The sequence below is a fragment of the Luteolibacter sp. genome, assembly GCF_039920825.1.
Lineage (GTDB): Bacteria > Verrucomicrobiota > Verrucomicrobiia > Verrucomicrobiales > Akkermansiaceae > Luteolibacter.
This window is the reverse complement of record NZ_JBDSCX010000018.1, coordinates 132,672-156,011: the sequence shown is the minus strand read 5'-3', so window position 1 is coordinate 156,011 and position 23,340 is coordinate 132,672. Positions and strand designations below refer to the sequence as shown.

The following is a 23,340-nucleotide window of genomic DNA, read 5'->3' as shown; positions in this document are numbered from 1 at the left end:
CGCTAGATCTCCGTTTCCACACCAGCCCGAAGCGACTCACCCGCCACCGCGCTTCCGGCGATCGATTTCCGCGCGCTCCACAGCCGGGCGATGAGCCAGATCGTCACCAGCAGCGACACCGCCTGCCAGAAATAGAACGCGCGGGGAACCGATCTGGCGATTTCTGTCGGCAGCTCGGAAATGGAAAGCAACGTGCCGGACGCATAGATCGGAGCGCTGGCCGGAGAAATTCCGATCAGCCAGGATGCCGCGGGAAGCAACCGATTGCTGGAAACGCCGAGGATGGCTCCAACCATGAGCGGCACCACGCCGACAAAAATGATGGCGAGTCCTATCACCTTTCCGCCCTTGGCCTCCAAAAGCGCATGGAAGCCGAGTGCGGCGGTGAGCATGACGGCGGTGAAGAATCCCAACAACGACAACGGCACTTCATGGCCGGGAAACCATCGCGACTCGACAAGCGCCCGCGTGAAAAGGAACCACCCACCGGCACCGGCCACGGCCATCACCAGGACGAAACCGAACGCGGTTGCCGCGTCTGATAGAAATGGCAGGGAGGCGTTTCCTTGTTTTCTGGCCCGCCTCCAGCCGCGGATCTGAACGTCGGAGGAAGGGGTGATAATCTTGGTCAGGATGAACAAAAACAACAACGTCACCAAACCATAGACGCCCGACATCGCAACAGCTTCCAAAGGTTCCGGGGTCCAGCCCTGGATCACTCTGATGCGGCGGTAGAGTTCGCGGGTCGGGAAAATGCTTCCGGAATCAATCACGGGCAGCGCGTTTCCTAACAACAATACCTGAACCCAGACAAACAGCCCCGCGGCCCAGAGCTTGCCGAGCAGCAGGGATTCCGTGCGGCGCCAGCGGCGGCGGAGCATGACGATGAAAGTCAGGATGAGTCCGCTCTGGCTGAAGAGGGTGAAAACCGTTTCCGAGAAATCCAAGTTGAAGAATTTCACCTCGGGCGCGAGTTTCTGGCCCGTGGCGACGATGGCGCCGGCCGTCTGCGGGAGGAGGCTCGGCATGTTTTCCATCAGCACCGGCGTGATGGTCAGGTATTTGAAAAACACCAGACCGAATCGGGCCATCTGCGGAATGATCGTGTAGAGGCAAAAGACCAGGCCGATAGAAATGAGAAACGCCCAGCGCCGGTTCTTGACGACCGTTCCCGTTGCCAATCCTGCCAAGTGGTAGGTGAGCGCGGAGCTGAAGAACACGGTGTAAACCGGAAGCCACACGCTGGCGGCGACCTCGCCCTTCCATAATGCCCATGCGGTGAAGGGGAGTGTCGAAAAAACCATGGCGTATTCGCGGACCGGCAGACCGAACAGGTAGCCGAACACTTTCGACAGCGGGTTCATCGGGATGAGCCGCTGATAGTCGATCACTCCTTCGTCGGACTCCGCCGTCATTCCGCCTGCGACCTGGGCGGTGCCGAGGACGAAGAGGATGAGCCCTTGTAAAATCAGGAGCGGCACCAAGGCGGCCCGCTCGACGTCGGCAGCGCTCAGAGTCGTATGGCCTCGGGTGCCGGCGCGTAGCATGAAAAACAGGAATCCGGCGATCAGCACGCTGATCAGCAACGCGACTGCCAAGCCCTGCGGACGCAGGCGCGAGCGGCAATAGCGCCTAAAAATCGGATTGGCCCAGAATTTTCTATCCGAATGGCGTGTTGATTCCGTCGGGTGATTCATGATTTTCGGTTGGACTCGGCGACTTCCACAAGAATGTCTTCGAACGACGAGCGCTTCTCTTCGAAGGCGGTCATCCGGATCCCCAACCGGATCAGGCCTTCCATCAGATCTGCCTGGCCGTCGTCGGTGCCGGTGAATCCGAAAATCACCTGCTGCTGGGATAAATTGAGGCCGTGCACGCCGGCTCGGGATTCCAACCAGGTGGCGGCATCCTCGGCGCGGTTGAGGACGTTCACGGTGAGCGTGCGTTCGTTTCGTCCCAACTGCTCGCGGACTTCGCCGACGGTTCCGGAGGCTAACAATTTTCCACGATTCATCACGCAGAGCGACGAGCACATTTCCGAAAGCTCGCTGAGGATGTGGGAACTGATGAATACGGTCGCGCCGGTGGCGGCGAGTTTCCGCAGGGCATGTCTCAGATCGCGGCGGGCGAGCGGATCGAGCCCGCTCGCGGGTTCGTCGAGGATGAGGATGCTGGGCCGGTGCAGCAGGGATTTCGCGAGGACGACGCGCTGGGTCTGCCCGCGCGAGAGTTCCTTGCACCAACTGTCGCGCTGGCCGGTTAGGGCGACATCCTCAAGGCATTCCGCAACGCGGTCGCGGCGCTGGCTGCGGGTTCCAAGTCCGTAGGCTGCGGCGTGGAATTCGAGGAACTCCCAGACTTTCAAATCCGACGGCACCGGCGCGAGGTCCGGCATGTAGCCGATGATCCGCCGGGCGGTCTCGATGTCCTCCAGCACATCCACGCCGCTGAGAATCACTTCGCCGTAGGTCGGTTCCATCAGCGTGGCGAGGACGCGGAAGGTGCTGGTTTTCCCTGCGCCATTGGGCCCGACGAGCCCGAACACCTCGCCGGGAGGAACGCTCAGGGTGAGGTCGTCCACGGCGACGAAGTTTCCGTAATCCACACGGAGGTAACGGATGTCGATCGCCGGGGTTGGATCCATATTGGTGTTAGAAATCAAGCTGGTCGAAGTTGCTCCAATTGTCCGGCAGGGTAAGCCCGATACTTTCCATTTCCTTTTGGGCCGCGGCGCGCTGGCTTTCCCGTTGTGTCTGATAGGCTTCGCGTTGCGCGGGCGTGAGGACGGAAAGGATGGCTTGCTGTTTGGACTGGCCGGAGGTGAGCGCACCGGCGTCCGTGCCGAGTTCTTCGAACTGCATCGTCGGATCGAAATCCCGCGAACCCCGCGCCATCACGCCGAAAACCTGCCCGCGCTGCGCTTCATCGAGGCCGACGATGGCGTCGAGCCGGGAAACCTTCATGTCCGCCTCCTCCTGGACTTTGCCCACTTTTTCCAACATTCTATCCGATTTGAAGGTGGCCAGCTTGTCGCCGCTGAGGGTGTTTCCCATGAACTGTTCCAGTCCATCGTCCAGACGGAATTCATACGCTCCCTTGCCGATGTCTTCGAGCTTGGTGCCTTCGCTGGCGAGCAGGTTGGTGTAGCGCTTTGAATCATCCACGGCTTTTTGATCGAGCCATTTTTTCAGCGATTCCTGTTGGACGGGAGTGAGCGAATACTTGCGAGCCAATTCGCCGGCCATGGCATCGACTTTCCGTTGCTGTTCCTTGGCCCGCATCCGTTCGAAAATCGGCGAGAAATCGCGGATGAACGGCTGGAAGGCGTGGAGAACGTCGTCCGGAGTCACCGGTTTTCCGTCCCTCAGATCCTCGGCGATGCGGCGCGCTCCGTCCGCCAATGTGCGTCCCGGTTTGCGGCGCCCATGCGGATCCGCAGCCTCCAGCGCCGTGAGCCGGTTGTTGGCGCTTTTCAATTTCGCCTCGAGTTTCAGCACCTGTTCCTCCGCGGAGCCTTCTTTCGGTGGCATGCTTTGGAGAAACAGCACGGCACCGGCCACGCCGACGGCCAGCCCGATCACAAGTGTTAGAATTTGGCGCGATAGGTTCATGGGTTTTCGGGTAGGGTGAAAAAGGGCGGGCCGGTTTATTTGAGTTCCCGGCGCAGTTCCACGATGCCGTCGCGGATTTCAAAGGCGGAGCTGCGGATGTGTTCGAGCGCGGCTTTCTGGTCCGGATCGCGCTCCATTTCCACAAGTTGCTGGCAGGCACCGACGGCTTCGTTAAGCCAGTTCAGGCAGCGTTTCAGCACGGCCAGCACGAAGCCGGCCTCCGGTTCGTAGTCGCTGGATTTTCCGTGAAGGACTCCGGCGAGCTTGCCGCTCACGTTGAGGAGATTGGTGACGAGCTGATAGGAAGGGGTGCCGGGACCGGCGTCGCGCTCGATCACATCCATTGCCCGCATCGCGAGTTCCTGGGCCTTGGCCTGCAGCGGATGGTCTTCTTCGTCGCCGAATGAATCCCCTTCGGAATCGGCGAAGATACTCAGATCGTCATCGTCCTCCTCCTCGTCGAAATCATCGTCCTGCGCGTCGAATTCCTTCGCCGATCCCGGGTAATCGTTTTCACCCGCTTCATCGCGTTCGGCCAGCGCGTCGAGCAGGCCGTCCCAGCCCATCACGAACGCTTCCTTCTGCTCGCTGTCCGAGTCCTCCATGTATTTTTCCAGAACCTCCTGATAGGCATCGGTCAGCCGGTCGGATTCCTTCAACCGCTCTTCCCACGCGAACTCATCGAGCTCCATGGAAACGTCCGGCTCGGCTCCCTCCGGATCGCGGCGGCGGATCACCTGGGCCATGAAATCCCGCATGGAATTCAAATTCGCCAGCTTCTGGGCATCCTCCTCGTCCTCGTCCATTTCCCACTCGTGGGGGGAAATTGACAATTGGTAGTCGGCCGATTCGATCACGACCCGTCCGTTGATTTCGCTGAACCATTCGAGGTAAAGCGTGTTGCGCCACTCATAGGGAATCTCCTGGTGATTCTGATAGAGTGCGTGAAATTCCTCCTCACCCACCAGCGGCACCTTGTTTTTCCGCGATGCCGTCATGTCGCCGACGATGCCGGCCTGATCGACGTCCAGCGAGTTCGCGTCCTCCTCTTCTTTGGGTTCCGGGTTTTCAAACTGGAGCCGCGTCCCGGCGAGATCGCGCCAGCAATCGCCGTCCAACGACAGGATCAACGGCTCGTCCCTTCCGGCCAGCCAGATGCGTCCCGTCGTGCGTCCCTCCACGGTGTTGTCGATTTCGCCGTGGGCGACCGCTTCTTCGATCCTCCATGCCATGGCAGGTAGTTTCCGCACTCCCGGGGGCAGGCGTCAAGCAAGCGTCTTGGACGATTTCGACGGCGGAAATCCGGACTCGTTAATAATGCTGCCGGTCCGGCAAACGCGTGTACTCCTGTGCCAGCTCCAGCGCCTCCTCCCGACAAAGCTCCTCCGCCGGGATCAGCCGTTCCTCCGGCGGCAATGCGAGCTGCCGAAAAAACTCTGTGTCGTCAAAACCGATCGCTGCCGCGTCCTCGATCCTGAATCCATAGTAAATCCGGCCGATTCTCGCCCAGTGGATCGCTCCCAGACACATCGGGCACGGCTGGCCGGTGGTGTGGATTTCACAGCCCTCCAGCGAGAAGGTTCCCAGTTTGGCGCAGGCGTCACGGATCGCCGTGACCTCGCCGTGCGCTGTGGGGTCATTGGTTCCGACTACCCGGTTCCAGCCTTCACCCACGATCGCCCCATCCCTCACGACCACCGCTCCGAAAGGGCCGCCGGCTCCCTGATTCATTCCCTGCCGTGCCAGCTCGATCGCACGACGCATGAAGATTTCCCGGTGGTTCATGGCCGGAAAATGCCATACCTACGCCGATTTTTCCACCCCAAACTCAGGTTTTGGATACCCCGAATATATTCATATCCGCTAGGAGAATGCCGAAATGATCACTCGCTTTTAACAGTAAGTACCCCGATAAAGTCACTGAATCTAATGATCACCATGTCAAACGAACCTGTTATTCTGCCCCCCCAGAAAACCCGCAAACACTCCGCCGAGGAGATCAACCGCGCCATGGCGCGCTTCCCGCTCATTCTCCAGATCCTTGGAGAACTCGGTCGCACCCAGCTCCCTTTCCCGGGAGACGACGATATCCGCCACGGTTGTGAACGTGCCCTCACCGGCATGCTTTCGGAACTCGCCCGCATCCGGCCCGCTCCGGAGGGCAAGTCCTCCAAGACCGAGGAAACCGCCCAGTCCTGGCTCCAAATGCCTGCCGCGCGGCAACTCATCGACGCCGACAAGCTCGAACGCATGCAGCAGTTCATCGACGCCATCCTCACCCCTTCGAAACGCTAACAGCCACTGTCTTTGCAAAAACGGGCAGGTGCATTCACGGCGCCTGCCCGTGTTTGCGCCCACTCACTTCAAAAGCCCGTCGATGCACGGAGCCAGCCGGTTCGCCATGTCCGCGGCGAACCATGCCGCGAACGCCCCGGCGATCACATCCATCGTGTAATGGGCGCGCAGGACCAGGACGACCAACACCTCCCCCAGCGCGACGAAAATGGCGGCCACTCCCAGCCACCACGGGCCGAATTGATAGAGTTCGATCGCCCCGAGTACCGCCAGCGCCGTGTGGCCCGAGAAAAACAAATCGTTGCTGACGCCGTAGGTCACCAGGATCGTCGGAAACCCGGGATCACGCCAGATCATCCCCTCCGGCGGCGGCAGGGTGCAGCAGAGTTGGGAAATTTGCCGCAAGCTGAAGACGATGATGATCGCGATAAACGGCGCGAAGCTCGATCCGAAGACCGCAATCCCGATCAGCGAGAGTCCAAGCAGATCGATAAAAAACGAACTCAGGATCAGCAGCCGGTTTGCGGCCTTGTCATTCGCTAGAAAATACCGGTGCCAACCCGCGGTGAGCCGGTGGATCCAATCGCCGATGCCCGGTTCATCACTGCCATTCCGCGCGATGAGTTTCTGCGTCCAGAACCAGATGACCAAGGCTACGGCGATGACGGCGATGCGGAGGAGGATAAGGCTCATTGGATTTCCGTTCCGGTGGGAGAGATCTTGCGACTGGCTTTCGTGGACTCCAGTAGTTCTTCCATTTGCATCCGGATTTCCGCAGTGATGGGATCGGTTTCATGCGAGCGATCTTTCGCTGTACCGACCTCGATGGCGTCGCCGACGGTAATGACCGCACGGATAGGGAAGTGCGGACGCGCCACATCGTTGAGATCTTCGTCGTAACGTTCGATGGTTTCAAGAATCCGCTCCGGGGTGGGATGCTCGATGTAGTCGCCGGGATAGCAATGAAGCTGTTGGACGAGATAGACATCGGCGAGCTGCCGCCAGCGGGACGCGCGGTCTTCTTCCGTTAGCTGGCTGTTGACCATGTCCGGCAGGATCGCGGTGCGCATCCGTTTCACGCGGGCCATCGTGTCGCCGTCGTGGCGGCCGGGAGTCCAGCGATCCTCCATCGGCGTGAGCAGGTGGTCGATCAGCCGCGCCAGGCGTTCGCGGAAATTCCCCGGCTGCGGGGATTGGAAATACTCGATTTCCTTGAGATCCAGCAGCGCCCCGCCGATCTTGCGGATACGCTCACCCAGCGGGAGCTGGACCTGTGGCTGCCACGAAAAACGGCGCTCGATGGACTCGACCACCGGAGTGATGGATTTTTCCAGATCCCCCTCGAAAAAATAACGGATGAACACCGGGTGAATGACGACCTTTCCCTCCTTGCGCTGCTTCGCCGCGGCCCGCGCCATGAACGCCGGACCCTCCATGAAGTTGACCAGCCGGTCGTTGCAGCGGGTGATGATGCCCTCGGCGAAGATGACTAACGGAAATTCGCCGTCGGCCACGGTCTTGATCGCGCATTTCAACGATTCGCGGTCCATCCCCTCGCGGTAAACGCTGAAGCCGCCCATCCGCGGAAGAAGGAAGCGCTGGATCTTGCTCGTCATGAAAACATGCCAGCTCGCGATGACATGAAACGGCCGGTTCACCTTTGCTGCGAGGAAATCCAGAATCATCGGATCGCATGGCCGGCAGTGATTGCCGACAATCATGATTCCGTGGCCGGCATCGAGCGACGCCCGCAATTTCTCCGCAGCGATGCATTCCACCGCAGCGATGCCGTCGCTTTTCCGGAGAAAACGTGGCAGAATGAGGCGCACCAGCCCATGCCAGAACGGGCTGTGGCGCGGCGGGATGAACGTGTAGGGTTTGTCAAGGACGACGGCTTGCATGGTGTGTTAGGAAATGTTGGGAAGATGAATTTAACCGCAGATGAACACTGATAAGAAAAATTCAAGAACCCTCCAATCTTATCCCTTCTTCCATCTGCGTTTATCTGTGTTCATCTGCGGTTAAAAAACTCTTCATGAATACCCAAAAGTGTTAGGGTGCAGGTTCCTCCCCGCGTTTGGTCCAACGGGCCAGCATGTCCTGCACTGCCCGCGGCCGGGTCCAGGTGACAAACAATCCCGACAGCGCGGCCATCACGCCGCAGAACCAGAAGATCTGGCCGTAGCTGAGGTGCAGATTGGTGGAAAGCTGGCCCTGCATGACGGATGCCACCGCGATGCCGACCCACGATAACCAGCTTACAGCACCCTGCACCGCGCCCTTCGTCTGCGGCGACGGCCGGTGTTGCAGCACGGAAACGATGGGCACGATGAACAATCCGCCACCCAGTCCTAACACACCGAGGGCGCAGGCGAACGCGGGTTTTTCAATTCCCGGCCAGCCGAGACCGAAGCCCGCGACCGCCATCAGGCCGGCACCGATCGGGATCAGGCCGTATTCGATGTGTCCGCGCGAAAGCCTGCCCGCAAGCATGCTGCCGACGCCGATGCCGAGGCTCAGCGCCGCCTGGAGCGAGGCCTGTTCGGTTGGCTTCAAATGGAAAACCTTTTGGGCGAACAGCGCGAGATTGAGCTGCACCAGCATCGAGATGAAAAAGAACGCGGTGTTTCCCCAATTCGCACGCCACAAGTCGCGGTCGGCCTTCATCACGCGGAAATTGCTCCAGATTTCGCCGATGATGTTAGGATTGAATTTTTTCGTCGGATCGGCCGCGGGCACCTTGGCAATGCCGATGCTGGTCATCAACCCGACCGCCGCCAGCCCGGCTAACAAAAGTCCGGACACCATCTCGCGACCTGCCAAAGTTTCCGCCAGCCATCCACCCGCGTAGGTCCCGAGAATGATGCCGACGAAGGTGAGGAGTTCGAGGATGCCGTTGCCGGCGGACAGTTTCGAAGTCGGCAGCACCTCGGGCATGACTCCGTATTTCGCCGGGGCGAAAATCGTGCTGTGGACGCCCATCATGCAGATCGCCGCGAGTTGCAGGGACTGCATTTCCAGTTTCAACGCCAGCGCGGCGAACAACATGATCCCGATTTCACCCACCTTCACGCCGATCATCACCGAGCGCTTGCTGAAGCGGTCCGCCATCCAGCCGCCGACCGTGGCGAACAACAAAAACGGCACCGCGAACAACAGCGACGAATGTCCGACGAAACCCTCTTTCTCGCCTTCGCTCAGCGTCAACGAGGCGAGCACGGGGAAAATCACCAGCCAGCGCAGCGCGTTGTCGGAAAACGCGCCTTGGAACTGGGTGAACATCAGGTTCCAGAAGCCGCGCGGCCAGGATTTTTCGGATTCGGAATTCATGTTAGATGACGGGTGGGCAGATTTTCTTGAGCAGGAAATGGGTCGGCACGAAAACGATGCCGGTTAGCGCCGCGATCCAGGCGCCGAGGTAGGCGAGCGGCGGCAGCAGAGTCTGCGGTTTTGCGTCGTCCATGCCAAAGACATAATCCACGTTGCGCGGCATGTTCGGATTGGCCAGCACGGCACCGGCGGGCGGCAGCAGGAAATAGGCGATCAGGCAGAGCGCCACGCAGATCACCGACCAGCCTAACAAAGCCCGCTTGTCATAGCCGAGGCGCTTCACCAGATAGAACAGCAGGAACGGCAGCCAGCCGTGGAAGAGCGACAGGCCGCGGAGGAACAGCGACTTGTTTTCATCAAACATGTAGCCGGTCATGCCCGTCATATGTCCGCCGCAGAGTTGCACGAGGAAGTCGATACACCAAAGCACCTGCGGCAACAAGATCCCGACCGCGGGCAGCGAAACAAGCAGCGCGTCCTCCTTCCAGATGCCGACCAGCGTGAGCAGCAGCGCCACGTCGCAGAAGTAGAGGAAATTCGTTGGACCGTAGTTGATCCAGTAAACCGGGATCATCACCGCAAGGAACCCGGTGTAGGCGATTTTCAACCAAAGGGGAATGCGCGGTGTTTTGGAATTCATAGGTGGTGTTTGATGACGACGCCTTTCTAGCAAACATCCGTCCGGAGCGTTAATTGAATCTTTCAATGCGATCATCGACTGCTTCAATGGAGGCCCGGCCATGAACATCCACCATCTGGAACTTTTTTACCACGTCGCCAAGTGCCGTGGAGTCAGCGCCGCCGCCCGCCAGATGCCCTACGGCATCCAACAGCCGGCGATCAGCGCGCAGATTCTCCAGCTTGAGGATTTCCTCGGCAAAACCCTGTTCCACCGCCGCCCCTTCGCGCTCACTTCGGAAGGAGAAACCTTGTTCACCTTCATCGAGCCGTTTTTCGCGAAACTCCCCGGCATGGCCGAACGGCTGCGCGGCGGGGCCGACAACAGCCTGCGGATTTCCTGCCCGGAAATCGTCCAGCGCGACTATCTTCCCGCGCTGATCGGAGCCGTCCGCAACCGGGTGCCAGATTTCCATTTTACGCTCGAATCCGGCCGCATCGAGGAGATCGAAACCCATCTCCGGTCCGGCAGGATCGATCTCGGCCTCGCCACCAGCGCGGGCTCGAAGGACAACGGGATCCACGGTCACGAGCTTCTCAAAATGCCGCTCGTCCTCCTCGTCCCGGAAATCGGCGGCCCCGCCACCGCCGCGGAAATTCTCGATCTCGACCGCATCGATCTCCCGCTCGTCACCCTGCCGCACGGTGAACCTACCGTCGTCGCCTTCCAGCAGGAACTCCAGCGGCGGAAAATCGAATGGTTTCCCCAGCTTGAACTCGCCAGCCTCGACCTCGTCGCCCGTTTCGTTGCGGCAGGTTACGGAGCGGGACTCGTCCTCGACATCCCCGGAGCCCCCCGCCCGCCGGGTTTACGAGTTCTGCCGCTGGAGGGATTTCCAGAAATCCGCTTCTACGCCTTAACCCACGGCAACCGCTCGCCGATGGTCGAGCTTTTCATCGCGGAAGCGGAAAGAGTGATCGCGGGATTGGGGTGAATCGGAGCGAAAATGTTAACCCGCTTTGGGTATTATGGAGATCGTGGCTTGCTGCGATTATTTGAAATGGCTGCAAAGCCCGTAACGGCATGCCTTCGCTTGGACGATGATGTCTCCACGGGGGGCATCCATCGTTCAAAAATGTCCCATTCCAAAACATCTGCATTCAAATCGCTCGGCGCGCTATTTCTCCTGTGCCTTTGGGCCGGATCCGTGCGAGCTAACATTCCCGGCGGCGGCACCGGAACGGGCGCGAACATCACGCTGACCAGCACGAGCACCACGGCGACGATGAGCAACGGGATCGTTTCCATCGTGATGACGAAATCGAGCGGGCAAATCACGACGATCAATTATACATTCAACAACACCGGCAGTTCGCAGACGCTCAATCTGCTTTCCGGCAATTCCAATGGTGGCAAGTTGTATTGGGAGCAAAGCCAGAACCAGGGCTTGGTTTTCACTTATTCCGTGGTGGCCGATCCGAGCACCAACGGCGGCGATTACGCGGAAGTCGCGTTGTCATCCGTTAGTGAGGCCAACATGCCGTTCGAAGTCCACTATTCCATGCGCCGTGGCTCGCCGGGCTTTTATGTCACCGCCATCTGGACGCACAACAGCGCCAACGGCGCTTACTCGATGGGCGAGTGCCGCGACAACATCTATGCGGGGGGGATTTTCAACTGGATGAGCGTGGACGACACCCGCAACAAGCTCATGCAGGTCACTGGTGGCACTTCCATCGGCGTGCCCACCGCCCCGGCGGAATGCTCGCTGTGGACGAGCGGTATCTATCAGGGACGCTACGAGGACAAATACAAATACAGCGCCGCCTTCGGTGACCAGCGGGTGTGGGGCTGGAGCAGCGTGGGCTCCGGCGGAAAAAACGTCGGCCTGTGGAACGTCCTGGCTTCCGCGGAATACTATAACGGCGGGCCGCTGAAACAGGAGCTGATGTGCCACATGGGCACGACGATCCTGAACATGATCAACGGCGGCCACTTCGGCATGGGTTCCGATGGCAACTTCGTGACGGGGGAAACGTGGGCCAAGGTGTGCGGTCCCTATTTCATTTATTGCAATAACATTTCCAAGACCAACGCAGCCTACGCGTCGGACACCGTGGCTGCGTCGCAGGCGTTATACAACGATGCCAAGGCGCAGGCTCTGGCGGAACAGGGAATCGATACTAACGGCCAACCGACGAATGCCACGGGCGCGTGGCCTTACAGTTGGTTTTTCCATGCGAGCTATGCCAGCCCGGCCAATCGCGGCAAGGTGACCGGTAAAATCGTCATCAACGATTCCTTCAACCCCAACGCCACCGCCGCGAATCTGTGGGTGGGCATTGTCCAACAGCCGGTGACTTCGACCGGCGAGTATGATTTCCAACAATGGATGAAGCCCTATCAGTTTTGGGTGCATACCGATGCGGATGGAAATTTCACCATCCCTGCCGCGATCGCCGGGACGAACTACACCCTTTACGCCTTCGGTCAGGGTGCGCCGGGCACCTTCATGTCGCAGTCGCAGACGGGAGGAAATCCGGACTTCCTCTACAATCTGCCTGCCGTACCATTCGGCGTTACGGTTACAGGCGGGGCGACGACGGCGCTTGGTAACATCACATGGTCGCCTACACGGGTCGGGCCGACGGTATTTGAAATCGGCTACCCGGATCGCACGGGACGGAAGTTCAAGCACGGCGAGGATTGGTGGGTCGGTGATATCGGCCCCGGCCCGACGAGTCCGAGTCCGGTGTGGTCGAAGTTTTTGGAATTCCCCTTCGATTTTCCTAACGGACTGAATTACATCGTGGGAACAAGCCGCTGGTCCACGAATTGGAATTTCGTCCAGTCGGTGGTCAACAGCACCACGGGCACTTGGAACTCCAGTTCATCGACGATCACGTTCAATCTCGCTTCGGCACCGGCGAGCGGCACGCAGGCTTCGCTGTTTCTCGGTTTGGCATCGGACTATTACACGGCGCTGATCCTGACGGTGAATGGCACCAATCTTGGCAGCACCTCGGGAGTTACCGCCACACCCAGCACACTGCCCAGCACGGGATTTGTTCCCACGTCCTCACGAAGCGACTCAACCGTCCGGGAGTCGATCAACGGGGCGTTTTCCGATGAACGCGTCACCTTCGCAGGGACGTTGCTCCACGCGGGATCTAACACCATTACCATCGCACAGCGCCAGGTCGGCGGCACCTATTTCGCGGACCACGCGATGTATGACTACCTCCGGCTGGAGCTCGCCAACTTTGTCCCGCCCGCTCCGGCGGGCGTTACCGCCTATCCGGGCAACAACCGCATCCTCCTGAGTTGGCCGGCGGTTCCCGGTGCCACGAGCTACAAGATCCAGCGCTCCACTGTTAGCGGCAGCGGCTATGCGAGCATCGCCACCGGCGTCACCGGTCCGGTGTCCGGCAGCGGTCCGACGAATGCCACTTTTGTGGACAGCACCGCCCTGAACGGCACGACTTACTACTATGTCGTCCAATCGACGAATCCGGTGAACTCCAGCGCGATTTCCGCTCCAAGCGCCGGTGTTGCTCCTTCGGCCGCCGCTTCCGTTGTGGCACCCGCCGCGCCCGGCGGACTGGTGCTCACCCCCGGCAGCGCGAGCGTTACGCTGAACTGGAGCGCTTCGCCAAATGCCAATTACTACACCATCAAGCGCTCCACCCTGACCCTGAACGGTGGAAACTCGGTCACGTTGTCTAACACAATTTCGCTCAATGCCATCATGCTGAACAACGCGGTCAGCGGCACAAGCTATATCGATGCCTCGCCGACGAATGGCTCAATCTACTCCTACACCGTGTCAGCCGCCAATTCGGCAGGGACGAGTGGTGAGTCCACCTCGGCTAGCACCACGCCCAGGGCCGTCGCGCCCGCTTCCGCCCCGGCGACAGTTACGGCGACGTCCCTGCAAAACGCGAGCGCGGGCGGCATCACCTTGAACTGGTCCGCGGTTTCCGGAGCTGTTGGATATATCGTCCAGCGGGCGATGGCAGCGGGCGGCCCCTACACCTATCTCGGCAGTTTGTCCGCGCTCACCTACACGAATACCGGACTCACGGCCAACACCCCCTATTTCTATCAGGTCGCGGTCATGAACAGCGGTGGCACCTCGGCTTTCATCACCGCCAGCGCCACCACGCCGCCCGCCGCACCGACGAATCTGGTCGCCACTGCGGGAAATTCCAAAGTGACCCTCAGTTGGTCCGCTGCCACCGAAGCTACCAGCTACGTGGTCGGCCGCGCTACCGTTACTGGCGGGCCTTACACCAACATCGCCAGCGGAGTCGCCACCACCAGCTACGTGGACAACACGGCGGGAAATGGCAGCACCTATTATTACGTCGTCGCCGCCACCGGCGCGGGTGGCACCGGCTTGAATTCGGCGCAAGCCAACGCCGCGCCCATCGGCGTGACCAGTTTGATTTGGAATGGAAACGTCGGCACTGCCTGGGACACCACCACCGCGAACTGGCTCAATACCGCGGCCCCGGCGCTCTACGCGGATGGCTACGATGTCACTTTTGACGACACCGCCACGACGAAAACAGCGGTCATCAGCGGGACGGTTAGTCCGGACTCGATTGTTTTCGACAACAGCGCCGCCTACACCTTCACCGCCGCCGGTCTATCAGGAACCGCTTCCCTGACTAAGCTGGGCACCGGCGCGGTCACCATCAGCGGGGTCAATACCTACAGCGGTGGCACCACGATCGGCGCTGGGTCCGTGGTCATCGCCGGTGCGGTTGCTGCAAACGGCCAGAACGGTCTCGGCAGCGGGGCGATCACTTTACAGGGAGGTGCGCTCGTCCTGAACGGCGCTACCGGATCGACCACTCCCACCTACGGAAATCTATCCAACGCGATCAGCATTCCCGAAGGCTCCAGTGGAAAAATCCAGAATTCCCAGCGCGGCGGGCTTGCCGGCAATGTCACCGGCGATGGCACGCTCACCCTCCAGATCAACTACATCCGTGGCGACGTGGGCGGTGACTGGTCCGCTTTCACCGGTCAGATCAACGCCATTCGCACCCGCACCGGGACGAACGTTGATAACTTGCGGATCAACAGCACCACGGGTTTCGGCATCGCCGCCATCAATCTGGGCCCTTACGTCCAGGCATCCACGGTCCTGAACGCCAGCAACACCTTCGTGATCGGCGAACTGGCGGGCGATGTGAACTCCCAGCTCGCCGGAGTTATCTATAACAACAACACGCCCGGCACTTATATCGCCACCTACGCCGTCGGCGGTCGCAATACCGACGCGACGTTTGCGGGGAGCATCGTGAACGGTGCCAGTCCCAGCCGCACCACCCTCATCAAGGATGGCACCGGCACCTGGACCTTGAGCGGCGCCTGCACCTACACCGGTTCCACCACCGTGAATGACGGCGTCCTTAAAATAACCGGCTCCGCTTCCGGGTCCTCCTCTCTAACAGTAGCCGACGGAGCCACACTCTATCTGGCCAACGGTGCGCTTTCGGTTTCCGGAAACATCACCAACAACGGCACGATGAAACTCGCCGGCGCCGCAACGCTGGCCACCACGGGCACGTTCACCAACAATGGGGTTCTCGACTTCATCAACGGCTCCTTCACGCTTCCGGTCAATTTCGTCAACAACGGCACCGTCCTCGACTCCAGCACGGTGAAGGTCCAGGAGTCTTCCGTTTCCGGCTCCGATTTCAATCTCACCATCCAGAGCTATTCCGGCCATGCCTATCAGCTCCAGCATCGCGCGACCCTGACTTCCGGCACATGGACGAATGTTGGTCCCCCACAGTCAGGCACCGGATCTCCCATTGAGTTCACCGACTCCGGCGGAGCAGCGGGTCCTTCCGGATTCTATCGGGTCGAAGTCAGTCCTTAAGCGGACTTCCCGATTTTCCAAGCAGGCGGAGGGAATTGAGAATCACTAACAACGTCGCGCCGGTATCGGCGAGAATGGCAAGCCACAGCCCGGCATAGCCCATGAAGGCGAGGGTGAGGACCACCGCCTTGATGCCGAGGGCGAATGCGACATTGAACCGGATGATGGCAAGCGTGCGGCGTCCCACACGGATGGTTTCCGCGACTCGTGTTAGATCATCCTTCATCAACGCGATGTCCGCAGTCTCGATGGCGGTGTCGCTGCCGATCGCGCCCATCGCAAAGCCGACGGTGGCGACGGCGAGTGCGGGAGCGTCGTTCACTCCATCTCCGATCATGCCGACGTTGGTATATTGACTCACCAACTTGCGGACGTGCTCGACCTTTTGCTCGGGCATGAGATCGCCGATGGCTTCGTCGATGCCCGCTTGCTTGGCGATGGCGGAGGCGGTGCGCTGGTTGTCGCCACTGAGCATAATGACTTTCTCCACGCCGGCCGCATGGATGAGGCGGAGTGCTTCGGTAACCTCCGGGCGTAACGTATCGGCGATGGCGATGATGCCGAGGATTTCCCCGGCGCAGCCATCGTGCGGCGCATGGCCGAGGACAGCGAGCGACTGGCCCTTTTCCTCAATGGTCGCGAGCACCGCCTCGATCTCAGGACCACAGAGGCCCGTGTCGTGAGCCATGCGATGGTTGCCGATGAAATGCGGGTGCCCGGCGATGGATGCCGTTGCGCCGCGACCGGTGACGGAAGCGTAACCGACGGTGGCAGGGATGGTTAGATTCCGCGAATGGGCGGCTTCGACAATGGCGACGGCCAGCGGATGTTCCGAGTGCGCGTTGATCGAAGCGGCGCGGGCGAGGATTTCATCATCTGATAGATCGGAGCGGGAAATAACGGCGACGACCTGCGGTTTGCCCAAGGTGATGGTGCCGGTCTTGTCCACTGCGAGGGCCCGGAGTTTTCCCACGGATTCCAAATGCACGCCGCCCTTCACCAAAACACCGCGGCGGGCAAGAGAGGTGAGTCCGGAAACAATGCTGACCGGCGTGGCGATGACGAGGGCACATGGGCAGGAAATCACCAACAAAACCAGAGAACGATAGATCCAAAAAAGCCAAGCTTGGCCGAAAAGCAACGGCGGAACGAGCGCAACAAAGATGGCGATTGCAAAAACCGCGGGCGTGTAAACAGCGGCGAAGCGATCGACAAAACGCTGCGTGGGCGGCTTGTTTTCCTCCGCCTCGCCAACGAGCTGGATGATGCGGGCCAGTGTGGATTCCGAAGCGGGCTTGGTAACGCGGACGATCAATGATCCTTCGCCATTGACGGTGCCGGCGTAAACAGGATCGCCGGATTTTTTTTCCACCGGTAACGATTCGCCGGTGATCGGTGCTTGGTTGACGGTGGAATTTCCCGAAACCACCTCGCCATCGAGCGGAATGCGGCTGCCGCTGCGGATCAGGATTTCCCGATCCACTGCGACTTCGGCGACGGGAAATTCCTGCTCGGTGCCATCCGCGTTTCTAACGATCGCGGTGGGTGGTGAGAGTTTCAAAAGGGAATCGACCGCCTTGCGCGCGCGGCCGGAGGCCCATGATTCCAACAACTCGGACAACGCGAACAGGAAAACCACACTGGCCGCTTCCGCTCCCTGGCCGATGAGCCAGGCACCGATTACCGCCACCGCCATCAGGACGTTGATATCGAGACGAAGTTTTCTCAACGCACCCCATGCCGCAGGAAAGACCAACAAGCCACCGGCTAGAGTGGCGGCGGCGAACGACGTCTCCGACAGCCACTCGGAACCGAATCGGAGCCAATGCAGCACCAGTCCGATACCCGTCAAAATACCGGAAGCGGCAACAAGCGCGCCTTGTGGCAACGGGCTTTCCTCGTGGCAATGCTCGCAGCTTGAGCAGCCGGATTTTTTCACTGGCTCTTGCAAATGCTCGTGAAGGTGGTCGTGGGACATGATTTGAAAGCAGAAAACCCTGAGACCGCTAGTCGTAAAACGGCCTCAGCGCAAATTTAGGCCCCATTGGAAATCAGTGTCAGTGGTCCCCGTGGACTTTCTGGTCACCATGCTCGCAGGTGCAGGCGTGCTCGGCGAGCTTGCATTCCGGGCAATTGCCGATGTTGGGCGTGAATTTTTCCGTCGCGGCTTTCTCGCCTTCCTGGGTGTGGATCTGGAGCACGACCGAAAGACTTTCACTCTCGGGAACGGGCTTTCCGTCGTCTTTGGCGAGAACGAGTTTCGTCGGGGCCCCGCGGTCGCTCATGGTAATGCTGACGGCCTTTGGGGGCGGGGGGAGGCTGACCCACTGTCTACTTAGGATTTGCTAACAAAAATTTCAGCTTCCATCCTAGACAGAGGCCGCCATTTCTTGATAGATCTATCTTGAAAGCTATCGTGAAGAGCAAAAATTGTATTCTCCTGGGGAAAATAAATCACCTCGTGCAGCCTTCTGCATTGGCAAACTCCTCCTTCGCGAGAATCTGTCCGGCAGTTGAATTCCCTGTTTCGCTTACTCCCTCAAACAAGAAGCCGTACCCGGACTTTCTGCGATCTATCAGAATATCGGACGGCATGCGTTCCTACCACATCGGCGATTGCTCAATCACCACCGTCTTTGTCGGGAAATACACCCATAGCTGCCGTCACGTCGATTTGAAATCAAGGGCAGTCTTCAACAAGGGGCTGATTTCCTGCCGAACGAACTTTCAGGCATTCAGAATCCATTGGCATTGGGCAACCCACCTTCGAGGTTGGATCTCAATTGGGACATGGACAATTCGAGTTGTTATGCCCACTGCTATCGCTATCCGCAATTTGATCGAAGATGCTTATTCTTCCCGTACAACACGCGCCAAGCGGATCAGAAATCTACACGACCATGATGGGATACAACGCCTGCCGCAAGGGGTGCCAGGCTACCCGCTAACCCTGCTTTTAACAAAATACCACTGACTTCGCATGCCTGACAAACCAGCCAACCTCTCTCCCATCCGCATCTACATTCTCTGGCACCCGGGACTCGACATTCCGGAGGAACTCAAGGGGCGTGACAGCTCGACGTTCTCCGCCCTTGAAAAAGCCCAGATGAATCGCGGCATCAAACTCGCCCGACGCATCTACCACTGGTTCCGCATGGAAAACATGGACGGCATCCCCGTCTATTTCCGCAGCACTCCACTACTCGAAGCCGGTGAGCTTCCGCAGCCGATCGAACCTGAAACCGACGTACGCAACTACGTCATCCCGCTGGTGGACGCGAACATGGTGGCATCAACGGAGTGGCGTCAATACGTCTCCTCCCTCGCAAAACGCGATGATGATGTTTCCAAGAACCCACAAGCAAATCGTTCGGAGGAGGATTGCCGCCTCTTTCCCATAGCCATGGAATCCGTGGCCTACAACATGCCGGAAGCCTTACGGCAACTAAACTTTATCCGTCATGTCCCGAGCGGCGACTCCTTGCCAGACGATGCGGAGCTTCTCGCGAAGCTTACCGAGATTCTTTGCCGTGATCTCCGCTATTGGCTGCTGCGCGAGTCGAAGGCCAAGCTCGGGGACGAAGTTCCGGCAATTCCCGGCAAGATCCGCATCTTCCTCAGCCATGCGAAAGCAGACGACACTGACGAAGCCTTGGTCATCAAGGAATACATCCAGCGCAACACCCAGTGCGAGGCGTTCTTCGACGAAACCGACATCGCTTCCGGCTATGACTATGCCGAAATCCTGAAAAACGCCGTCACCAGCGAATCCGCAGGACTTATCGTGATTCAGGGCGACAACTACGCGGACCGCCCTTGGTGTCGCAAGGAAATCCGCGATTTCCTGAAACCCGTCCCGGACCCGTTGGCCAGTAAATCCCCCCATTCCCAATATTTCATTCCGCCAGTCGTGGTGGTTCAGACAATGAAAGGGAAGCAACTCGCCCGCACCATCCCGGAACTGGGCTACTCGCCGTGCCTCCGCTGGGATGAGAAACAGAAACCCGCCGGCTTTGTCGTCACCACCTTGTTAAGGGAAATTCTTTTCGGCCTCTTTTATCGGGTTCTGGCCGACCGCACCGCCTCCTTCGGTTCGGAACCTAGCGAAGTCTTTATCAATCGCGCGCCGGACCCCGTCATGGTCAGCCGGATCCTCAAGGATCTTTTTAAACCCGGCCCATGCCAAGTCGATACCTTCGTCCACCCCGGTTACGGACTTAGCAAGTTGGAAATGGATGGTCTGCTGTCAGCAGTAATAGGCATCCAGTTCAAGTCCTTCCTCGACCGCACCAACGCGGTTGGAGCTACCGACAACCCTCCACCCCTGCAACAACTCCCGCCTGAAAATTCTTCCGCACCCCTCGCCGGAAAAATCATCGCCCTTTCTGCTGGCACACCGGGCGACATCCTCGCCACCGGCCAATCCGACGAACATGTCGTCGAATTATTAACCCGCCTGCTCCGACCGATTATTTCCTCGGGAGCCTCCGTACTTTATGGCGGAAAATTGCCCGAAAACTTCCGCCCTGAGACACCGTGGAATGAATCCCTGAATTTCACCGCGCTCTTGTTGAGTCTTCTGCTCTCCGAGCGGGAAACCTCGGGAGCCAACGGTTCCAAGGTCTTTCCCCGCCTCATTCTGCCGGTAGCCTGGCACGCCCGTAAAAGCATCACCAAGCGCGATATCGCCCAGTGGATGGACATTTGCTCCATCCTTTTCCTGAATGAACAGGATCTCGGATTCGATCCCCGCGAACTGCCGTCCAAACCCGCCGAAACCACAGCCGATCAATTGGAAGATCTCAACGAGGCTGAGAAGCGGAGACTCCGTGACGAATATCGCAGGCAACTCGAAGAGTTCCTGAACACCCAAGCCGCCGTCACCGCAGTATCCCTCTCCGCGATGCGGAAAAAAATCTCTGACGACTCCCTGGATTTCCGCTTGCCCGATGCAGCGGAGCCATCGACCGCCAAGGTTCAAATCTCGGCCTACATTCTCATCGGCGGCGCGATGTCCAACTTCGACGGGATCATGCCCGGAATCTTCGAAGAGGCCCTCTATGCCCTCCAGGCCAGGAAGCCGCTTTACATCATCGGTGCCTGCGGAGGCGCGGCCGCCGTTCTCGCCAGGCACCTGCTCAAACTCGCCGAACGCGGTGGATCCATACCGCCCCCAAAGGCCCCACCCGAGTTCACCGCCAAATACTATTCTGAGCAGGACAGTTATGGCCGGATGCTTGCCGGCATCAGACACAGAGCCATCACCTGCAATCCCAACGATACCTTCAAGGACCATTGGTCCGCGCTTTGCGAAGTTCGCGATCCCGCGTCACTTGCCAAACTTCTCAACAACGGATTAACCGGAGAGGAAAATCTCCAACTTCTTAGTGCCACATCCTTCGGAGAAATCTGCGATTTGGTATTGGGTGGGATGAAAACAGGGATTCATGATTCATCCAGTGTGGGAAAACAACAAATGTGAATGATGGACAACCAGATCACCGTGTGATGCAACCAGCCCCGCCTGACGCGTTCCTATCATATTCATCCAGGGATCGACGGGCAGCCGACAGGCTTCAGAAGGAACTGGAACGGCTGTCGCCTGCCGTTTTGGGCCGTTCCCAACTCACGATCTTTCGTGATCGGACGGATCTTGCCGCGGAGTCCGATCTCAGCGACCGGATAGCGGGTTCAATCCGGGATTCCCGCGCGTTTCTTTTGCTGCTCACCCCCAATACCCGATCCTCTCGCTGGGTTCCGCTGGAACTTGGATTCAATTCAAGTCTCAAGGAACCCAAGAAAGTATTGGTCGCCTATCAAGGGGGATCGTGGGAGGAGTTGTCAGTTGATTTTCCCGAGATTGCAGGAGCCTTGGGGATCAGGATATTCTCGCGGGACGATCCTTTTTGGCCGGAACGGATCGGAGCGGCCCTTTGCGGAATTCCTCCCGACCAGCTGATCGAGAGGGCGCGAAGAGATAGACGCCGGCGGAGAAACATCGTCCTAGCAGCCGTGGCAGGGTTCATTGCACTGCTGTTGTCCCTGACCAGCCGCATCGAAGTTCGCAAGGAGCTCATCACTTCCGCCGATCCAACGCTGGTGACGGAACTTGTGATGAGGAATTCCCGGGTCGACATCATATACAACCCAGGGGATAACTTGAATTTTCCGTCGGAGACGGCGTTCGAATTCGTGAAATGGCGCGGAAAACCCCCTCGTCCGTTGGGAATTCCAAAGACAAATTACAAGGAAAGCGAATGTGTTGTCGATTCGGGAGAGTCCACGGCTCTGCTGATGACATTGAATCGGAAAGCAAGTCTCACCGGAATCCGGCAGACGAGGAACCGGGCTCTCCCTGCGGATCCTGTTCTCAGATCACTGGATTTTCCCCCTATCCACCTGTCACCATTGATGTCCTTCGATTCTGATGATCTGCCAGACGCGATGCAGGATTCCGCCGGCAACCTGTGGATAATTGTCGATGGCAATTGGACGATCGGACTCCCCGCGTCTTCCGACGGCGCAGGCGGGCGCTCGGTCGTCCAAGGTGATTTCCATGAAAGGCAGTGGATGATTTGCACTGGGAACGGACTCGAACGGTGGGACGGGAGATCTGATGCTCCCGAGGTGGTGGTCCCTGGAACGCCCCTGAACAGCGCGGGTTCGTCCCTCATCGCCAATGGCAAGGCATTCTGGGTCAACTCCGGACCCTCTGATCAGGAAACGGGACTATCGGACACGAGCGTCGAGATCGTGGATCTCTCCACATTGCGAAAGACAAGAGCCGACAATCCGATGGAGCTTTATCCTGAACAAGGCGGGGTCCACACCCGTGACAATTTTTTTTGGAAGCTCGGGATCGGGCATGGAAGCGAATTGCTGACAGGACTCTCAAGGTCCAACAGGGCGAGCGTATGGAATACGACGACCGGAAAATTGGTTCTTCACGCGACTGATCAAAACTACACAGGACTAACAGCTAGTAATATCTCTCCAGACGGTCGGTATCTGGTGCTCGCGGAATGGAACGGGCGAGTATCGTACTACCGTGCCGTTCTCATTGTCGCGGGTTTCGACCTGATTGATCTTCCGTTGCGGATGGCCCATTCCGCGAACGGCTTGCACATTCGATGAACGCAGGGCGATGGTCTCCTGCGGAGGGGACGAGGGGAAAGAACCATAGATCAATTCCGGAAATTCCCGATTCGATACAATCTTTCCAGAAAAGGCGCGACGCCAAACGGTGCCTTTCGAAACGTTGGGGTTCGGATTTATTTTAAGAGCAGGCGCCCCCTATTCAATTTCTCACGTTGTTGGAGTTTCTCGAAAGCTGAGGCAATCGTGGAGCGATCAGATTCATTCCAGCCACCCGAGAGCGGTCCGGAGTTCAAGGTTCACCTTGTCTTCGAGAAGAGCACGCTAAAGACGTGAACTCCGGACAGCCTCTCCTTGGCGCAGGCCTGAGGGAGTTTCGGAAATGACTTCTGGCAACCGGGCTATACGAGTAGCAAATCGCAGCGAAGTTTCCGGGGCGCCGATATTCCAAAAACGGATGATCAATCCCTCAAACAGCCTCCGGGCAAATGTTC

General features: G+C 58.9%; 17 protein-coding genes. 6 read left to right on the top strand and 11 right to left on the bottom strand.

Annotation, left to right across the window (positions count from 1 at the left end; all coding sequences use genetic code 11):
• Positions 1-2: 2 nt before the first annotated feature.
• From ABIQ96_RS04880 to ABIQ96_RS04860, 5 genes are all read right to left on the bottom strand, one after another.
• Complete coding sequence (locus ABIQ96_RS04880; protein ID WP_348213434.1) at positions 3-1,697, bottom strand: hypothetical protein; 1,695 nt, start codon at positions 1,695-1,697, stop codon at positions 3-5.
• Positions 1,694-2,644 (bottom strand): ABC transporter ATP-binding protein, encoded by a 951-nt coding sequence (locus ABIQ96_RS04875; RefSeq protein WP_348213433.1) that lies wholly within the window; start codon positions 2,642-2,644, stop codon positions 1,694-1,696. The genes ABIQ96_RS04880 and ABIQ96_RS04875 overlap by 4 nt, the downstream gene beginning before the upstream one ends.
• 7 nt (positions 2,645-2,651) lie before the next feature.
• Complete coding sequence (locus ABIQ96_RS04870; RefSeq protein WP_348213432.1) at positions 2,652-3,611, bottom strand: hypothetical protein; 960 nt, start codon at positions 3,609-3,611, stop codon at positions 2,652-2,654.
• Positions 3,612-3,646: 35 nt separating this feature from the next.
• Positions 3,647-4,843, bottom strand: a complete 1,197-nt coding sequence (locus ABIQ96_RS04865; protein WP_348213431.1) for a hypothetical protein — start codon at positions 4,841-4,843, stop codon at positions 3,647-3,649.
• Between the two features lie 79 nt (positions 4,844-4,922).
• Complete coding sequence (locus ABIQ96_RS04860; RefSeq protein WP_348213430.1) at positions 4,923-5,396, bottom strand: nucleoside deaminase; 474 nt, start codon at positions 5,394-5,396, stop codon at positions 4,923-4,925.
• Positions 5,397-5,549: 153 nt separating this feature from the next.
• Here ABIQ96_RS04860 and ABIQ96_RS04855 point away from each other — a divergent pair, with 153 nt between their 5' ends.
• Positions 5,550-5,906 carry a hypothetical protein gene (locus ABIQ96_RS04855; RefSeq protein WP_348213429.1) on the top strand — a complete coding sequence of 119 codons (357 nt, stop codon included), beginning with the start codon at positions 5,550-5,552 and terminating at the stop codon, positions 5,904-5,906.
• 63 nt (positions 5,907-5,969) lie between these two features.
• Here the strand turns inward: ABIQ96_RS04855 and ABIQ96_RS04850 are convergent, their stop codons facing one another.
• From ABIQ96_RS04850 to ABIQ96_RS04835, 4 genes are all read right to left on the bottom strand, one after another.
• Entirely contained in the window at positions 5,970-6,599 is a 630-nt protein-coding gene (locus ABIQ96_RS04850) for a phosphatase PAP2-related protein (RefSeq protein WP_348213428.1), read from the bottom strand.
• The gene (locus ABIQ96_RS04845; RefSeq protein WP_348213427.1) at positions 6,596-7,807 is read right to left on the bottom strand and encodes a 1-acyl-sn-glycerol-3-phosphate acyltransferase; all 1,212 of its coding nucleotides are present in this window, start codon (positions 7,805-7,807) and stop codon (positions 6,596-6,598) included. The genes ABIQ96_RS04850 and ABIQ96_RS04845 overlap by 4 nt, the downstream gene beginning before the upstream one ends.
• Positions 7,808-7,958: 151 nt before the next feature.
• Entirely contained in the window at positions 7,959-9,236 is a 1,278-nt protein-coding gene (locus tag ABIQ96_RS04840) for an MFS transporter (protein ID WP_348213426.1), read from the bottom strand.
• Between the two features lies 1 nt (position 9,237).
• On the bottom strand, positions 9,238-9,876 hold the full coding sequence (locus tag ABIQ96_RS04835; RefSeq protein WP_348213425.1) for a hypothetical protein: 639 nt from the start codon (positions 9,874-9,876) through the stop codon (positions 9,238-9,240).
• 100 nt (positions 9,877-9,976) lie between these two features.
• Between ABIQ96_RS04835 and ABIQ96_RS04830 the strand changes: the two genes are divergently transcribed.
• Both ABIQ96_RS04830 and ABIQ96_RS04825 read left to right on the top strand, forming a co-directional pair.
• Complete coding sequence (locus ABIQ96_RS04830; RefSeq protein ID WP_348213424.1) at positions 9,977-10,849, top strand: LysR family transcriptional regulator; 873 nt, start codon at positions 9,977-9,979, stop codon at positions 10,847-10,849.
• A 141-nt stretch (positions 10,850-10,990) separates the two neighbouring features.
• Positions 10,991-15,751: a polysaccharide lyase family protein gene (locus tag ABIQ96_RS04825; RefSeq protein ID WP_348213423.1), complete on the top strand. Its 4,761-nt coding sequence runs from the start codon at positions 10,991-10,993 to the stop codon at positions 15,749-15,751.
• Here ABIQ96_RS04825 and ABIQ96_RS04820 read toward each other — a convergent pair.
• Positions 15,741-17,729, bottom strand: a complete 1,989-nt coding sequence (locus ABIQ96_RS04820) for a heavy metal translocating P-type ATPase (protein WP_348213422.1) — start codon at positions 17,727-17,729, stop codon at positions 15,741-15,743. The two genes, ABIQ96_RS04825 and ABIQ96_RS04820, sit on opposite strands and share 11 nt — an antisense overlap.
• 79 nt (positions 17,730-17,808) lie before the next feature.
• Positions 17,809-18,036 carry a hypothetical protein gene (locus ABIQ96_RS04815; protein WP_348213421.1) on the bottom strand — a complete coding sequence of 76 codons (228 nt, stop codon included), beginning with the start codon at positions 18,034-18,036 and terminating at the stop codon, positions 17,809-17,811.
• A gap of 308 nt (positions 18,037-18,344) precedes the next feature.
• Here ABIQ96_RS04815 and ABIQ96_RS04810 point away from each other — a divergent pair, with 308 nt between their 5' ends.
• The 3 genes from ABIQ96_RS04810 to ABIQ96_RS04800 all read left to right on the top strand — a co-directional run bounded on the left by ABIQ96_RS04810 (position 18,345) and on the right by ABIQ96_RS04800 (position 22,885).
• Positions 18,345-18,725 (top strand): hypothetical protein, encoded by a 381-nt coding sequence (locus tag ABIQ96_RS04810; protein WP_348213420.1) that lies wholly within the window; start codon positions 18,345-18,347, stop codon positions 18,723-18,725.
• A gap of 6 nt (positions 18,726-18,731) precedes the next feature.
• The gene (locus ABIQ96_RS04805) at positions 18,732-21,233 is read left to right on the top strand and encodes a TIR domain-containing protein (RefSeq protein ID WP_348213419.1); all 2,502 of its coding nucleotides are present in this window, start codon (positions 18,732-18,734) and stop codon (positions 21,231-21,233) included.
• A 929-nt stretch (positions 21,234-22,162) separates the two neighbouring features.
• Positions 22,163-22,885 carry a hypothetical protein gene (locus ABIQ96_RS04800; protein WP_348213418.1) on the top strand — a complete coding sequence of 241 codons (723 nt, stop codon included), beginning with the start codon at positions 22,163-22,165 and terminating at the stop codon, positions 22,883-22,885.
• Positions 22,886-23,340: the final 455 nt, after the last annotated feature.

What these genes read in the sequence shown, in the direction of transcription:
- ABIQ96_RS04865 (WP_348213431.1), bottom strand. Translation starts at nt 4,843, where the DNA reads ATGGCATGGAGGATCGAAGAAGCGGTCGCCCACGGCGAAATCGACAAC.
- ABIQ96_RS04840 (WP_348213426.1), bottom strand. Translation starts at nt 9,236, where the DNA reads ATGAATTCCGAATCCGAAAAATCCTGGCCGCGCGGCTTCTGGAACCTG.
- ABIQ96_RS04875 (WP_348213433.1), bottom strand. Translation starts at nt 2,644, where the DNA reads ATGGATCCAACCCCGGCGATCGACATCCGTTACCTCCGTGTGGATTAC.
- ABIQ96_RS04805 (WP_348213419.1), top strand. Translation starts at nt 18,732, where the DNA reads ATGCCTGACAAACCAGCCAACCTCTCTCCCATCCGCATCTACATTCTC.
- ABIQ96_RS04870 (WP_348213432.1), bottom strand. Translation starts at nt 3,611, where the DNA reads ATGAACCTATCGCGCCAAATTCTAACACTTGTGATCGGGCTGGCCGTC.
- ABIQ96_RS04800 (WP_348213418.1), top strand. Translation starts at nt 22,163, where the DNA reads ATGTCCTTCGATTCTGATGATCTGCCAGACGCGATGCAGGATTCCGCC.
- ABIQ96_RS04810 (WP_348213420.1), top strand. Translation starts at nt 18,345, where the DNA reads ATGCGTTCCTACCACATCGGCGATTGCTCAATCACCACCGTCTTTGTC.
- ABIQ96_RS04830 (WP_348213424.1), top strand. Translation starts at nt 9,977, where the DNA reads ATGAACATCCACCATCTGGAACTTTTTTACCACGTCGCCAAGTGCCGT.
- ABIQ96_RS04845 (WP_348213427.1), bottom strand. Translation starts at nt 7,807, where the DNA reads ATGCAAGCCGTCGTCCTTGACAAACCCTACACGTTCATCCCGCCGCGC.
- ABIQ96_RS04855 (WP_348213429.1), top strand. Translation starts at nt 5,550, where the DNA reads ATGTCAAACGAACCTGTTATTCTGCCCCCCCAGAAAACCCGCAAACAC.
- ABIQ96_RS04850 (WP_348213428.1), bottom strand. Translation starts at nt 6,599, where the DNA reads ATGAGCCTTATCCTCCTCCGCATCGCCGTCATCGCCGTAGCCTTGGTC.
- ABIQ96_RS04825 (WP_348213423.1), top strand. Translation starts at nt 10,991, where the DNA reads ATGTCCCATTCCAAAACATCTGCATTCAAATCGCTCGGCGCGCTATTT.
- ABIQ96_RS04860 (WP_348213430.1), bottom strand. Translation starts at nt 5,396, where the DNA reads ATGAACCACCGGGAAATCTTCATGCGTCGTGCGATCGAGCTGGCACGG.
- ABIQ96_RS04880 (WP_348213434.1), bottom strand. Translation starts at nt 1,697, where the DNA reads ATGAATCACCCGACGGAATCAACACGCCATTCGGATAGAAAATTCTGG.
- ABIQ96_RS04815 (WP_348213421.1), bottom strand. Translation starts at nt 18,036, where the DNA reads ATGAGCGACCGCGGGGCCCCGACGAAACTCGTTCTCGCCAAAGACGAC.
- ABIQ96_RS04820 (WP_348213422.1), bottom strand. Translation starts at nt 17,729, where the DNA reads ATGTCCCACGACCACCTTCACGAGCATTTGCAAGAGCCAGTGAAAAAA.
- ABIQ96_RS04835 (WP_348213425.1), bottom strand. Translation starts at nt 9,876, where the DNA reads ATGAATTCCAAAACACCGCGCATTCCCCTTTGGTTGAAAATCGCCTAC.